Origin of the sequence: Thioalkalivibrio sp. ALJ7 (genome assembly GCF_000376865.1) — a bacterium.
In the GTDB taxonomy this organism is placed as follows: Bacteria; Pseudomonadota; Gammaproteobacteria; order Ectothiorhodospirales; family Ectothiorhodospiraceae; genus Thioalkalivibrio.
In genome coordinates this window covers 46,527-58,756 of sequence record NZ_AQXQ01000003.1, presented here as the reverse complement: position 1 = coordinate 58,756, position 12,230 = coordinate 46,527, and the positions used below count along the sequence as shown (strand labels likewise).

Annotated in this window: 14 protein-coding genes; 6 read left to right on the top strand and 8 right to left on the bottom strand. The window is 65.9% G+C overall.

Translation table 11 applies throughout. The features are described 5' to 3' along the window. The 4 genes from D002_RS13905 to D002_RS0100440 all read right to left on the bottom strand — a co-directional run. Positions 1–196: helix-turn-helix domain-containing protein (locus D002_RS13905; protein WP_155996072.1), on the bottom strand; the 196-nt coding region annotated here is incomplete at its 3' end. 68 nt (positions 197–264) lie between these two features. Beyond that, positions 265–2,370: a PAS domain S-box protein gene (locus D002_RS0100450; protein ID WP_018139951.1), complete on the bottom strand. Its 2,106-nt coding sequence runs from the start codon at positions 2,368–2,370 to the stop codon at positions 265–267. Between the two features lie 114 nt (positions 2,371–2,484). Continuing rightward, entirely contained in the window at positions 2,485–3,189 is a 705-nt protein-coding gene (locus tag D002_RS0100445; protein WP_018139950.1) for a hemerythrin domain-containing protein, read from the bottom strand. Between the two features lie 8 nt (positions 3,190–3,197). Beyond that, positions 3,198–3,740: a hemerythrin domain-containing protein gene (locus D002_RS0100440; protein ID WP_018139949.1), complete on the bottom strand. Its 543-nt coding sequence runs from the start codon at positions 3,738–3,740 to the stop codon at positions 3,198–3,200. 134 nt (positions 3,741–3,874) lie between these two features. Here D002_RS0100440 and D002_RS0100435 point away from each other — a divergent pair, with 134 nt between their 5' ends. From D002_RS0100435 to rnk, 5 genes are all read left to right on the top strand, one after another. Continuing rightward, on the top strand, positions 3,875–4,273 hold the full coding sequence (locus D002_RS0100435; protein WP_018139948.1) for a hypothetical protein: 399 nt from the start codon (positions 3,875–3,877) through the stop codon (positions 4,271–4,273). A gap of 2 nt (positions 4,274–4,275) precedes the next feature. Next, positions 4,276–4,728, top strand: coding sequence for a glycine cleavage system protein H (locus D002_RS0100430; RefSeq protein ID WP_018139947.1), 453 nt, complete (start codon positions 4,276–4,278; stop codon positions 4,726–4,728). A gap of 18 nt (positions 4,729–4,746) precedes the next feature. After that, positions 4,747–5,415 (top strand): thioredoxin family protein, encoded by a 669-nt coding sequence (locus tag D002_RS0100425; RefSeq protein WP_018139946.1) that lies wholly within the window; start codon positions 4,747–4,749, stop codon positions 5,413–5,415. Positions 5,416–5,461: 46 nt separating this feature from the next. Beyond that, complete coding sequence (locus D002_RS0100420; protein WP_018874975.1) at positions 5,462–5,809, top strand: rhodanese-like domain-containing protein; 348 nt, start codon at positions 5,462–5,464, stop codon at positions 5,807–5,809. A gap of 165 nt (positions 5,810–5,974) precedes the next feature. Beyond that, positions 5,975–6,385 (top strand): nucleoside diphosphate kinase regulator, encoded by a 411-nt coding sequence (gene rnk, locus D002_RS0100415; protein WP_018139944.1) that lies wholly within the window; start codon positions 5,975–5,977, stop codon positions 6,383–6,385. A 174-nt stretch (positions 6,386–6,559) separates the two neighbouring features. Here rnk and D002_RS0100410 read toward each other — a convergent pair whose 3' ends face one another. From D002_RS0100410 to D002_RS0100395, 4 genes are all read right to left on the bottom strand, one after another. Further along, positions 6,560–7,996, bottom strand: coding sequence for a DNA polymerase Y family protein (locus D002_RS0100410; RefSeq protein ID WP_018139943.1), 1,437 nt, complete (start codon positions 7,994–7,996; stop codon positions 6,560–6,562). Positions 7,997–8,153: 157 nt separating this feature from the next. Then, complete coding sequence (gene imuA / locus D002_RS0100405; RefSeq protein WP_018139942.1) at positions 8,154–8,786, bottom strand: translesion DNA synthesis-associated protein ImuA; 633 nt, start codon at positions 8,784–8,786, stop codon at positions 8,154–8,156. 3 nt (positions 8,787–8,789) lie between these two features. After that, positions 8,790–9,407, bottom strand: a complete 618-nt coding sequence (gene lexA / locus D002_RS0100400) for a transcriptional repressor LexA (RefSeq protein ID WP_018139941.1) — start codon at positions 9,405–9,407, stop codon at positions 8,790–8,792. A gap of 344 nt (positions 9,408–9,751) precedes the next feature. Then, positions 9,752–10,243, bottom strand: a complete 492-nt coding sequence (locus tag D002_RS0100395) for an Lrp/AsnC family transcriptional regulator (RefSeq protein WP_018874978.1) — start codon at positions 10,241–10,243, stop codon at positions 9,752–9,754. A 180-nt stretch (positions 10,244–10,423) separates the two neighbouring features. Here D002_RS0100395 and D002_RS0100390 point away from each other — a divergent pair, with 180 nt between their 5' ends. After that, a complete protein-coding gene (locus D002_RS0100390) occupies positions 10,424–12,109 on the top strand; it encodes a 2-isopropylmalate synthase (RefSeq protein ID WP_018139939.1) in 1,686 nt (561 codons plus the stop codon). Positions 12,110–12,230 lie beyond the last annotated feature (121 nt).

Sequence of the window (12,230 nt, the reverse complement as noted above, 5' to 3'; positions counted from 1 at the left end):
GCCGCGGCCGGGACGAACGGTCCACAAGACCTGAACGGCCCGCCTCCTGGAACCGCTGGACCCAGCGCTGCACGGTCTTCGGATCCACGCCAACGGCGCGGGCCGTGGCCCGAAGGCTCTGGCCGTGATCCACGACCAGACGAGCCATCCGCTCTCGACCGCGGGGGCCCATTAAGGCATTTTGGTGAAGGTTCACGGGGCGTCCTCCTTGGGAATGGCTCAGTCCGCAAACTCAGCATCCTTCGGAGTCGTCCCGTGGACAACCTATTGAGAGATCACATCTAGAGCATCCATGCCGATAAAACCGGTCACCTGTTGCCCGGCCAGGATGGGGGTGCAAACCAGGCTGCGGATGCCTTGTCCCTGGAATAGTTCTCTCTCGACCTTCGCAGCCTCGGGTAGCTGTGCCACATCGGGGATGCTCACCATGCGGCGCGCTGCAAGCATGGCGCGCATGCGGTCCTGCCACCACGGCAGGCTGGCCAGCTCCACGTCACGCAATTCGTGCATCACCGAGAAAACACCAGGGGCGCACCATTCGTGGGTGTTGTCCATGCGTGTGCCCTCCGGTGATAACCGGAAAAGATAGGCGCGGCCGACTTCGAAGAACTGCCCGATGCTCGCGAGCGCGGCGTTGATCCGGTCGTCAATGATCTCGGCGTGGGCAGTGACGAAATCCGAAGAGAGGTTGGCCAGCAATGCATTGAATTGCGACTGGTATTCGACCTCCTCCTGGAGGCGTCGGCGCTCGGTGTTGTCGCGGGCCACGCCGACGTATCCAATCGTCTGTCCTCGAGAATCGAGAATGGGTGCGCCGCTGGAGATGTGCCAGCGCAGGCTGCCGTCCTGGTGGCGGATCCGGTATTCGATCTCCTGGCTTTCGCCCTTCGTGGTAATGATCAGATGGAGGAATTCACCACAGGCATCCATGTCGTCCGCGTAGATGTATTCCGAGATATGCGTACCGATGACTTCTTCGATGGGGTAACCGAGGGCCGATGTCCATTGAGGTGAGGCGTAATCGATAATGCCGTCGGGCGTCAGGGTGTAGATGATGTCGCTGGCATTCTCGACCAGTTGCCGATATTTGGTTTCGCTGGCGCGCAGCTGGTCCTCCAGCATTCGGCGGTGGGTGGTGTCGTAAACTGTTCCGACTGTGGCCGGGCCTGATCGCAGCTGTACGCGCCCGGCGTTCAGTTCGGCCCAACGGGGCTCGCCGTCCGCGGTGATCAGCTTGATTTCGTACTCCTCTGGTACGGCCTCGCCGGCCAGGCGGTCGCGTGCTCGTTGCGTGACGGCTTGGCGGTGATCCGGGTGTATGAATTCCTCGAAGGGTTGGCTTAGCAGGGAGGATTGGGGCCGGCGCAGGATGTGGGCCATGGCCTGGTTGACGGTTGTAAAATGCTTGCCCTGAAGGATGAATACTCCGGCGGCCGAGTGATCGGAGAGCGTACGAAAGATTTCGCGTTCTTCATCCAGCTCGGCTGTGCGTTGCTTTATTCGTTCGGTCAGTTGTCGCCGTTGGCGTACTAGTAGCAACAGATAGCCCAGCAGGCTCGTCAGGATCAGGGCCGCCAGTGTCGGAGCTACCCAAGTGGGTGTGAGGGTGACGGTTTGCCCATGGATCCAGCGTTGTTGGATCTGTCTTAGCTGGGCCTCGTCGATGGTGTCGAGGGCTCCCTCGATCTCGGCGAGCAGTGTTTCGTTGCCGTGAGCTACCGCAGCTCGCAGAGCTTGCTCGTACAAGCGTTCCACCGGGTGAAACCGATCGGGTACGGTGTGGCGATCCAGCAGGTACATCGCGACGGGATAATCGGCCACGAAGGCATTGATCTCGCCGTCCACGGCGGCCTGGATCATGTTTTCATTGTTGTTGTAGGTTCGCGCCTCGAGATCCGGGTGTTCGCGGCGCAAGTATTCCAGCTCGAAACTCCCGGCCGTCACGCCAACGGGTTCCTGGCCCAGGTCGGACAACCGGGTGTTGGGGGTGCCTGTGCGTACGAAGGCAAAGGTGCGCAGTGGTAGCAGTGGCTCACTGAATGACAGGTACTCTTGGCGTTCCTGCGAGGCAATCAATCCACCGTGTACCTGGGCCTCACCTTCGCGTACGACCTCCAGTGTCTCCGGCCAGTCCACCAAGCGAAACTCCACGGGACGTCCGAGGGCGTCTCCGATCACTTGCCACAGGTCCACCAGAAGCCCTTGAGGCTGGCCGTGGTCGTTGCGAAAGGCAAACGGGGGCCAGGCGTGGTCCTGGGCGACTATCAGTGGGTCCGGCGTGGGGGATTGCTCGGTGGCTGCCTTGACTGTTGTGGCAAGCAACAGGGCAACGATGATCGCGACAGCATGAGCGGGTAACTTTGGGAGCAAGCCAACTTCCGGGCGGGGAGGGTTCAACGGATCCACTATAGCGCGCTGTAGAGAGTCCTTGGTCGCGGGCAGGATCTGCTATGGATGTGCTTGTGCTCGATCGCTTTGGGGAGTTTAGCGCTTCTGGGCATCGAGTCTGGATTGTGCGCTGGCTAGTAATTCAGCGGCTTCATCAGGACGCTCGCGCAGGGCGCGACTCCAGAGTGGGAACAGGTTCTGTTCCTCGCGGCCCTCGTGTTTTGCCAGTGCCCCGGAGATCAGAGCGAAGAACGGGGCCACCGCCCAGGCTTCGTCCACGCCTTCGCTGAATTCGTGCTCCAGCATCGTGGTCTGTTCCAGGATCTCGTCGTGTTCGCGCAGCATGATGGAGGTCGGGTCCTGTCCATTGGGGCTGCGGGGCAGGTCGAGGAGCGGCACGATCATTTCATTCTCCACCTGGATGTGACGGTGCAGTCCATCCACATAGGCGTGGAAATCCGGTGCGGCCCCCTCCAGGTCGCCGGCATTGACCTTGTGCAGGGCGCTGGCGAACAGGCGGTCGATGCGCAGGTGATCGCGTTCCAGAAGATCCACTAGATCCACAGGGGCGACGTCTTCGCGGCGCTGCACCGAGAGCTTCCAAAGCGGTGGACCTTCGGCAAGGGTTTGCCAGTGGATTGCATGGCGCAGTTGCTGGCTGATCGCATCCATCAGCAGCTTCGGTTCTTGATCCAGCCAGACCTCGAAGACCTGTGCGGTGCGCAGTTCTCGCAGGGTGTAGTAGGCGCGGGTATGGGCGTGTTCGGCCAGCCCGCGAAGATCGAGAACAAAATCCGCCATGTCAGGGTTCAATCGGCGGTTGGCTGGATGCCACGGCGAGCAGCCATCGAGGCGCCGATGGCGCGGCGGTCCTCCGGCCCCAGCAGATACTCGGCAAACGGGAGCACGGCGCGTTCCTCCAGATCGAGGTGAACCCGGTATTGCTCGATCCACGCAGCGGCGCCGGTGAGCTCCGCCCGCTCACCGCTTGCGATGCGTTCCAGGTCGGGCTCCAGGCGATCCCAGCCGGCCTCGATCTCGGTGTGTTCGGCCGTGAGGCGATCCAGCCATTCGCAAAGCTGTGGGTGGCTTTCGGGGTGGTCGCAATGGCGCCGTAGGAGGGGGAAGAGATCTTCGTCTTCATCCGCATGATGGTTGGGTGCCGCCTCGTGGAAATACTTGAGGATTCGGTCCGCCGCAGTGCGAGCCTCCTCATCGACACCGTTGTCCTGCAGACGTGCCGGCAGGCGCTCCAGGATATCCAGGGAGTTGAAGATCCTGCGATGGCAGGCCCGCAGCAGCTCGATAGGCTGCTGGAATCCAGGGATGGGCTTGTGAAGGTGTAAGTCCATTGCGGGTTTTGGGTCTCGAAAGTTACCTTGAGGCAAGACTTTTACGGAAACGGCTGATGGCCGTCTTGATTTCGATCAATGTATGCCAAATATAACTTAAAGTACGCTGTGCAAATCCCGACAAGGAGCGTTCCATGCACCCTCGCAACCGGATGTTCATTCTCGCAGCCCTGATCTACGCCCTGCTGGGCGGGCTGCTCGGCATCGTCTGGCTGGCACAGCCAGGGCTGATCCCGGGCAACGTGCCGCGCATCCATGGGCACCTGATGCTGCTGGGATTCGTGATCATGATGATCTACGGCGTGGGCCTGCACGTGCTGCCTCGTTTTTCAGGGCGCTCGTTGTTCTCCGAACGGTTGGGGCACGCACAGTTCCTTTTGGCGAACGTCGGACTCTGGGTGATGGTCGCGGGCTGGTTGCTGTTCCATAACCCGACCGTCGCGGTCGGTGGTGCGATGGCATGGGGTGCGATGATCCTGTTTGCCGTGAACATCGCGCTGACCGTGCGGCACTACGGACCGAAGGGGGCCTGAGCATGGCACGCGAGGAATACAACGGCTGCGAATTGCCGGATGACCTGTTCTACGACCTGGATTACGTCTGGGTGCGTCCGGAGGACGACGGGACCTTTACCCTCGGGATTACCGATCCCGCCCAGACCATGGCCGGGCGGGTGCAGTACTTCCGCTTTCGCAAGCCGGGTTCGCACCGGGCGGCGGGAAAGCCGGTGGCGCGGCTGGAGTCGGGCAAGTGGGCTGGCGGCATCCCCACACCGTTCGACGGCACCATCGAGCGGATTAACCCCGCGGTGGAGGCCGACCCGGGGTTGGTGAACGTTGCGCCCTATACCGACGCCTGGGTGGTGGTGATGCGGCCGGATGATCCGCAGAAGGCACTGGAACGCCTGCATACCGGGCCCGAAGCGATCGTCGGCCTCAAGCAATGGATCGATCGTTACGACATCCACTGCATGCGCTGCGCGGACTGAGCCGGGGGAGACGGATTCATGAAGGTGGAACTGCTGGTATCCGAATGGTGTGCCTCCTGCCACGATGCCGAGCGCATCTGGCGCCAGGTGGCCGAGGACAAACAGATCGACTTCGCCGTGGTTGACATGGGCCAGCCGGAGGGCCGCGAACTGGCGACCCGGCTGCGTATCCGGTCCATCCCGGCGGTGGTGGTCGATGGCGAGCTCAAGCACATCGGTCTGCTGGATCGCACGGCCGCGACCGAACTGGTGGGCGCCGCCCCGGAGCGTACGCAGAAGGCGGCCCGGCATGTGGGGCTGGGGCTGTCGCCCTCCAGCCGGGCCTCGGTGCTGGGGGCGATGGTCTGGCTGCTGATTGCCGGTGCGGCCTTGCCATTGGGGGGCTTTTTTCTTGACGGAGCGGCGCGCCCGGCCGCGTTGCACGGTTTTACCCTGGGCTTTCTGTCGCTGCTGATCATGGGACTTGGGGAGCACATGCTGCCGCGCTTTACCGGGCACCCGATCGCGGGCGGCTGGCTGTGGGCCTGGGCACCACAGATCCTGGTGCATCTGGCCGTGGTGGGGATGGGCCTGGGCTGGATCCTGGGGGTTGCGATCCTGACGGCGGCAGGTGCTCTGGCGGCGCTGATCGGCCTGGCGCTGTTTACGGTTCGGGTGGTGCCGCTGCTGGTGCGTCCTTCCCTTTGAGCCCGCGCGACAGGATGGTGGCCTACCCACGATTCGGAGTGTGTCCGTGAGTCTTTTCGAGAAACGTATTGGTGATCTGGAACAGAGTCTGCCGCATCTGGAACCGGCCGAGGTGGCCCGCTGGCGCCAGGACGGGAAGCCGTTTCTGCTGGTGGACGTGCGTCAGCCGGAGGAGGCGGCCGAGGGTACGATTGAGGGCGCGGTGAATATTCCCCGGCCCAAGCTGGAGGCCACCATCGAATCCCACATGCAGGACCCCCAGCAGCCCGTCGTGGTGTTCTGTGGGGGGCGTGGACGGTCCCAGCTGGTGGCCGACAGCCTGCGGGCGATGGGAATCGATGCGCATGTGCTGCGCGGTGGCTATGCGGCCTGGCGGGACGGCGAGGGCCGGTAGTGAGCGTGCGGGCGGATCGGTATTCCAGTGCCGTGATTGGCTGGATCGCTTTTTCGTCGAGACTTGGCTAATCTCGAAGTTCGTTTCCCGGTTTCCGGAAAAATCCCTGAATTTTCTTCTCTGGCGCGTCTCTCTGGGGGCGCGTCGTGTATTTGGAGTGTGAACGTGAACAAGCCGAAGATCATCGTCTCCACCACGGACATGGAGCGCCTGGACAAGCTGTTGGAATCGCTGCCGGAGGATGCCTTTCTGGGCAAGGCCGATCTGGAGGCCGAGCTGGATCGCGCGGATGTGGTGGATTCGCACGAGATCCCGGGTGCGGTGGTGACGATGAACTCGAAGGTCCGGTTCCGGGTGACCGAGTCCGGCGAGGAATTCTCGATGACGCTGGTATACCCGCGGGACGTGGATGAAAGCGGCGGCACGCTGTCGATCCTGGCGCCGGTGGGCAGTGCCCTACTGGGGCTTTCCGAGGGGGACGAGATCGAGTGGCCGCGCCCGGGTGGCGGGCAGATGCATGTGCGAATCGTGGAGGTCGAGTACCAGCCAGAGCGGGCGGGCGAATACCACCGCTGACGGGGCGCCCCCCTTAGGGAAACACTGATCCATGTACACACTCGCGTTGGTACCCCAGGTTCCCCGATCCTGCGTTGCGGTTCCCTTGTGCAGAATGACTGCACGGCAGTCACCGCGCCTTGTTCCCACGCAAAAGCGACTCGAGCGCGAGCGTGTACATGGATCAGTGTTTCCTTAGCCCCAGTAACCCTGGCGATACCACTGGCCACTGCGCAGGCAGCGATACAGCCAGAGCCGGCGGCCCTGGCGATCGAATGCCCGGGCGTAGTCGCGCCGTGCATCCTGGCCATGGTCCCACCAGCCATCTTCCAGCCGTCCCAGCCATTGCGGCTGGTCGGGCGGGGTGGTGGGGTCGGGGCCCTGCAGCCACAGGGCTGCCCCGACGGCGCGCTGGCCCGGTGTCGGGGCGACCGGGGCCGGAATGACGGCGAGATCGTGGCGTGACCCCTGGGCCTCCTCCGGCCTTGGGGTGCGGCGGTTGACCAGGCGGGTGACCGCCGGCTCGCCCAGGCGGGCGCGCAGGCGGGCCAGCACCGCGGGCAGCTGATCCGCCGGTGGCCTGCTCGCCGGGTCCCCGGCCAGCAGGCTGTCGCCCCGGTCCGGGGGATCCAGCAGGCGGGATGCCCGCAGGCGCAGGCCGATGACGGCCTCCGGCAGGGTTTCGCGCTCCAGACGGGTCTGCCACAGGGGCAGCCACTCGTCGGCGCGGATGCCCGGCTGCCCGCGTTCCAGCGTCAGCCGGGTGCGCGCCTCGCGGTGTGTCAGTTCCAGCGCCATCCCCTGCAGGCTGCGGTTCAGGCCGCGCAACTGGGCCTCGGCCTGGCGCAGCAGCCGCTTGAGCGGGAAGGCCAGGGCCGTGGTGGCGTGGATCTCGTGCTCCAGGCGTAGGGGCAGATCCAGCACCGGGGTTGGCGCAAAGCGGGGCAGGGTCTCCACGCGTCGGGCCAGCAGGTGATCCAGCAGGTCCAGTAATTCCGGTCCGTGGCGCCGGGCCAGCTCGGCGCGTGACAGGCGCAGCAGGTCGCCCAGCTGGCGCAGGCCCACGGCGCGCAGGCCTTCGCGGGTGGCGTCGGCCAGCGGCAGGGCCTCCAGCGGCACGGGTGTCAGCAGTCGGCGCAGGCTCTCGGGGTCCTCCGCGATCGCGGGGTTGCGCAGACGCGCCAGCAGGCGCGCGGCGGCGGGGCTGCGCCCCAGCCCGATGCGGGTATGGAAACCCAGGTCGAACAGGGTGTCTCGTGCCTGTTGGCGCAACGCCTCCAGGCCGCCGAACAGGCGGCGGCTGCGTCCGACCTCCACCAGGATACGGTGGGCTTCCGGTTCCGGGTGCACGTGGTCGGAGAACCGCAGCAGTACGCCGGCCAGCATCTCCAGCTGGGTCCGCAGGGCATCCGGGTCATGTTCGACCAGTTCCGGGGTATCCAGCACGGCCAGCGCATCCCCCAGCGCCATGCCGGGTCGAGCCCCGGCGCGCCGCGCCGTGCGGTTGGCGGTGTGCACCCGGGGTGCCGCGCCGGACGTCACCACCACCAGCAGGGGGCGCTGCAATCGCTCCGGGTCCGGTTCCGCCCGGGCCAGGGACTCCAGCGCGAGGTGCGGCAGCTCGATGGCCATCCAGTGTTCCTGCCGCGCCCGGGTGGCACTGGCGGGGCGTGCCTCCGGTGGCCGGGGAGTGGGCGCGGGGGCGGGCGCCGCCGACAGCAGGCTCAGTTGCTGCCGGGCGGGTTCCGGGGGTGTGGCTGCGCGCGCGGGACGGGCGGGCTGGCCCATCTCAGCGCCCCGGCGAGTCGGGGATCTGCACCGGGTGGCCGGAGCGGGCCCAGTGGCCAGCCCCCTTCAGGCAGTGTAGTTCCAGTCCGGCGGCCGTGGCCTGCCAGCGCAGGCGCTGATGGGCCGGCGAGGGCTGGGCCGTGGCCGTCGGCGGTCGGTACAGGATGGCGCAGGCCCGACTCTCGCTGGCGGCCAGGCGCAGCCGGCGCAGCAGGGCCGTCTCCACGGGGCTGCGCAGCCAGGCGAGCAGTACGCCGAAGGCCGGGTCGCGCAGGCACTGTTCGCCGGCCCACAGGGTGTCGCGATCGTGCTCGGTGTGCACCAGCAGTACCCGCTCCGGCGGGATGCCCAGGGTCTGCCAGCCCGGCAGCCAGGGGGTGGCTGGTGGCGCGATCACCGCGATCCAGTAGTCGTCCTGGCCGCAGGCGGTCAGCATGGGGACCAGCAGCCGGGTCTCGCCGCAGCCGAACGGGGCGCCCAGCAGTTCGACCAGCTGGCCGCGTGGCCAGCCCCCGCCCAGAGCCCGGTCGAGCTCCGCGTGGCCGCTGGGCCAGACCGGGGCATCCGGGGCCGGGGTGGCGCTGCGTCCGCGCCAGAGGGCCGGATGGTCGAGCAGGGTATCCAGCGCGCCCATGACTCAGGCCTGGGGGTCGAGATCGCGCAGAACGCCCACGCCGACCCCCTCGATGGCCAGTTCCTGGCGCTCCAGGTCGATCTCGATGGGGGCGAAGTCGGGGTTCTCCGGGAGCAGGCGCACCCGTGAGCCGTCCTGCGCGAAGCGCTTTACGGTGACCTCGTCCTCGATGCGGGCGACCACGATCTGACCGGGCCGGGCCTCCGGGGTCTGGCGCACGGCCAGCAGGTCGCCGTCGAGGATGCCGGCATCGCGCATGCTCTCGCCATGCACGCGCAGGAGGTAGTCCGGGCGGGCGCGGAACAGGGCGTCGTCGACCCGGTAGTGGCGCTCGATGTGTTCGGTCGCAAGGATCGGCAGCCCGGCGGCGACGCGCCCGACCAGGGGCAGTTCGGTCGGTGCGCCCCGGGCGGCGCGGGGCAGGCGGATACCGCGGGAGGTACCGCCCAGCAGTTCGATGGCGCCCTTTTTCTCCAGGGCCTTGAGGTGGCACTCGGCCGCGTAGGGCGAGCGAAAGCCGAAGGCCCGGGCGATCTCGCTGCGGGTCGGTGCCGTGCCTTGGGTGGCGACGGTCTCGGTGATGTAGTCGAGGATGGCCTGCTGGCGTTCAGTAAGCGACACAAGGCGCCCTCCGGTAACTGTCTATATATACAGTATCCGGATGACTCGCCGCAGGGCAAGGGCGGATTCACCACGAAGCCCACGAAGGCACGAAGAAGGTCAAGGGCGATTGCACCACAGAGGACACAGAGGGCACAGAGAAAGGCCCAATTCGGGTCAAGAACGTCCGTCGCATCGCGGGCTCGCCGGCGCGGCTGAACACAGCGACATGTATTCATCCATCTGAAAGCCTTTCGATTTTCTCCGTGAACTCCGTGTCCTCTGTGGTTAATACGCCTTTGCCCTTGACCTTCTTCGTGCCTTCGTGGGCTTCGTGGTGAATTCGCCCTGGGTTTTAAGACGTTTCAGGTGGGGGTGTAGTCGAGTGGTAGGGCGGTGCGGTCGACGACGCGGCGCAGGACAAAGCTGGAGTGCACGCTGTCCACGCCCTCCAGGCGGGTGATGCGCCGCAGCAGGAAGTCCTGGTAGGCATCCATGTCCGGCACGACGACCTGCAGCATGTAGTCGGCGGACTGGCCGGTGATCAGGTAGCAGTTCTGGACCTCGGGGTAGCCAGCCACGGTCTCCTCGAAATGCGCGAAGCGTTCCGGGGTGTGGCGGTCCATGCCGATGTGGATCAGGGCGGTCAGCTCCAGGCCCAGGCGGCGCCGGTCCAGCAGCGCCACGCGGCGCAGCAGGATGCCGGCCTGCTCCAGCGCGCGGACGCGGCGCAGGCACGGGGAGGGGCTGAGTCCGACGCGTTCAGCCAGGGCCTGGTTCGACAGGCTCGCGTCCTCCTGCAGGATCTCGAGGATGCGGCGGTCATAGCGGTCCAGTGAGTGCGGTTGCGGTTTCATAGGTGGATTATTGCGCATATTGAGCTTTAATGCGCAATTATAGATCCTTCCTAAGGCCTTGATAGGGAAAAACGCAAGGTTATGCCCGGATGAATGCGTTAGGATAATGCACAGATAGAAATCCGGAGCGCGGCGGCCGATCGATCGGCCCGGGCCGCGCCCTTACAGGAGACGCGCACGATGGCCTTCGATCACACCAAATATGCCCCGTTCCCGCCGATCGACAAGGCGGACCGCCGCTGGCCGGCGCAGCGCACCACGGTTGCGCCGCGTTTCTGCGCGGTGGACCTGCGCGACGGCAACCAGGCGCTGGTGCACCCGATGAGCGTCGAGCAGAAGATGCGTTTCTTCGAGGTGCTGGTGGACATCGGCCTGACCGAGATCGAGATCGGCTTTCCCTCCGCCTCGCAGATCGACTACGACTTCACCCGCCGCCTGATCGAGGAAGACCGTATCCCCGAGGGCGTGTATATCCAGGTGCTGACCCAGGCGCGCGAGGACCTGATCCAGAAGACCTTCGCGGCGCTGGAGGGCGCACCGCGCGCGGTGGTGCACGTATACAACTCCACCAACCCGGCGCAGCGCGAGCAGGTCTTCCGCATGGACCGCGCCGGCATCCTCGGCATCGCCGAGAACGGCGCCCGCTGGGTGCGTGACTACGCGGCGAAGTACCCGCAGACGGACTGGATCTTCCAGTACTCGCCGGAGAGCTTCTCCACCACCGAGCTGGACTACGCGGTCGAGGTCGTGGACGCGGTGAACGCGATCTGGCGCCCGGATCAGGGCCAGAAGGTGGTGATCAACCTCCCGGCCACGGTCGAGTCGGCCACGCCGAATGTTTTCGCTGACCAGGTCGAGTGGTTCTGCGACCATGTGCAGTACCGCGAGCACTTCTGCGTGTCGCTGCATACGCACAACGACCGTGGGACCGGTGTGGCCGCGGCCGAGCTGGGCCTGCTGGCCGGGGCCGACCGCCTGGAAGGCACGCTGTTCGGCAATGGCGAGCGCACCGGCAACATGGACCTGGTCACCGTGGGCATGAACCTGTACTCGCAGGGCATCGACCCGACCATCGACCTGTCCGACATGGAACGGCTGATCGACGTGTACAAGGAGTGCACCGACATGCCCGTCCATCCGCGCCATCCGTGGGCGGGCGAGCTGGTCTACACCGCGTTCTCCGGCAGCCACCAGGATGCGATCCGCAAGGGCCTGGCGCACTACAAGGAGAAAGGCGGCCACTGGAACGTGCCCTACCTGCCGATCGACCCGAGCGATCTGGGTCGGCGCTACGAAGAGGTCGTGCGCATCAACAGCCAGTCCGGCAAGGGTGGCGTGGCGCACGTGCTGGAGCGCGATTACGGCATCGAGGTGCCGCGCTGGCTGGCGATCGAGTTCGCCCGCATCGTGCAGAAGGATGCCGAGACCTCGCAGATCGAGGTCTCCTCGAAGCGCATCCACGAGCTGTTCGAGCAGCACTACCTGACGCCGGTCGCCGGTTGGGACCTGGTGCGCTACGAGATCGAGAAGGAAGGCCCGGTGGTGCGGTTGGACGCGACCATGGGCCCGCCTGGGCGCGAGTCGCGCCTGAAGGGCGAGGGTCACGGGGCGGTCGAGGCCCTGACCGCCGCGATGCAGGCCGAGCGCGGAGTGGAGGTGAAGGTCAGCCACTTCGACGAGCACGCGATGGAGTCCGGCACCGAGGCACGCGCCATGGCCGCCGTGGACCTGACGGTCGATGGTGAGCGTTCGGTCGGGGTCGCTCTGGGTGAGGACACCACCGCCGCGACGCTACAGGCGGTACTGAATGCCACCGGCCGCCGCCTGGGCGAACGCGCCGCCGAACCGGCCGCCGTCAACGCCTGACCCCGCGGCCTCCTGTGCGTCCGAGGGCACGCAGGCGGGGCATTGAGGGCCACGCAATCACCGGTCGTTGAGGTGGGGCTGGCTTTGGCAGGGGCTTCGCCGCCAAGGCGGCTCCTACAAA

What these genes read in the sequence shown, in the direction of transcription:
- D002_RS0100430 (WP_018139947.1), top strand. Translation starts at nt 4,276, where the DNA reads ATGGCACGCGAGGAATACAACGGCTGCGAATTGCCGGATGACCTGTTC.
- D002_RS0100445 (WP_018139950.1), bottom strand. Translation starts at nt 3,189, where the DNA reads ATGGCGGATTTTGTTCTCGATCTTCGCGGGCTGGCCGAACACGCCCAT.
- D002_RS0100395 (WP_018874978.1), bottom strand. Translation starts at nt 10,243, where the DNA reads ATGAAACCGCAACCGCACTCACTGGACCGCTATGACCGCCGCATCCTC.
- D002_RS0100410 (WP_018139943.1), bottom strand. Translation starts at nt 7,996, where the DNA reads ATGGCCATCGAGCTGCCGCACCTCGCGCTGGAGTCCCTGGCCCGGGCG.
- imuA (WP_018139942.1), bottom strand. Translation starts at nt 8,786, where the DNA reads ATGGGCGCGCTGGATACCCTGCTCGACCATCCGGCCCTCTGGCGCGGA.
- D002_RS0100425 (WP_018139946.1), top strand. Translation starts at nt 4,747, where the DNA reads ATGAAGGTGGAACTGCTGGTATCCGAATGGTGTGCCTCCTGCCACGAT.
- D002_RS0100390 (WP_018139939.1), top strand. Translation starts at nt 10,424, where the DNA reads ATGGCCTTCGATCACACCAAATATGCCCCGTTCCCGCCGATCGACAAG.
- D002_RS0100440 (WP_018139949.1), bottom strand. Translation starts at nt 3,740, where the DNA reads ATGGACTTACACCTTCACAAGCCCATCCCTGGATTCCAGCAGCCTATC.
- D002_RS0100435 (WP_018139948.1), top strand. Translation starts at nt 3,875, where the DNA reads ATGCACCCTCGCAACCGGATGTTCATTCTCGCAGCCCTGATCTACGCC.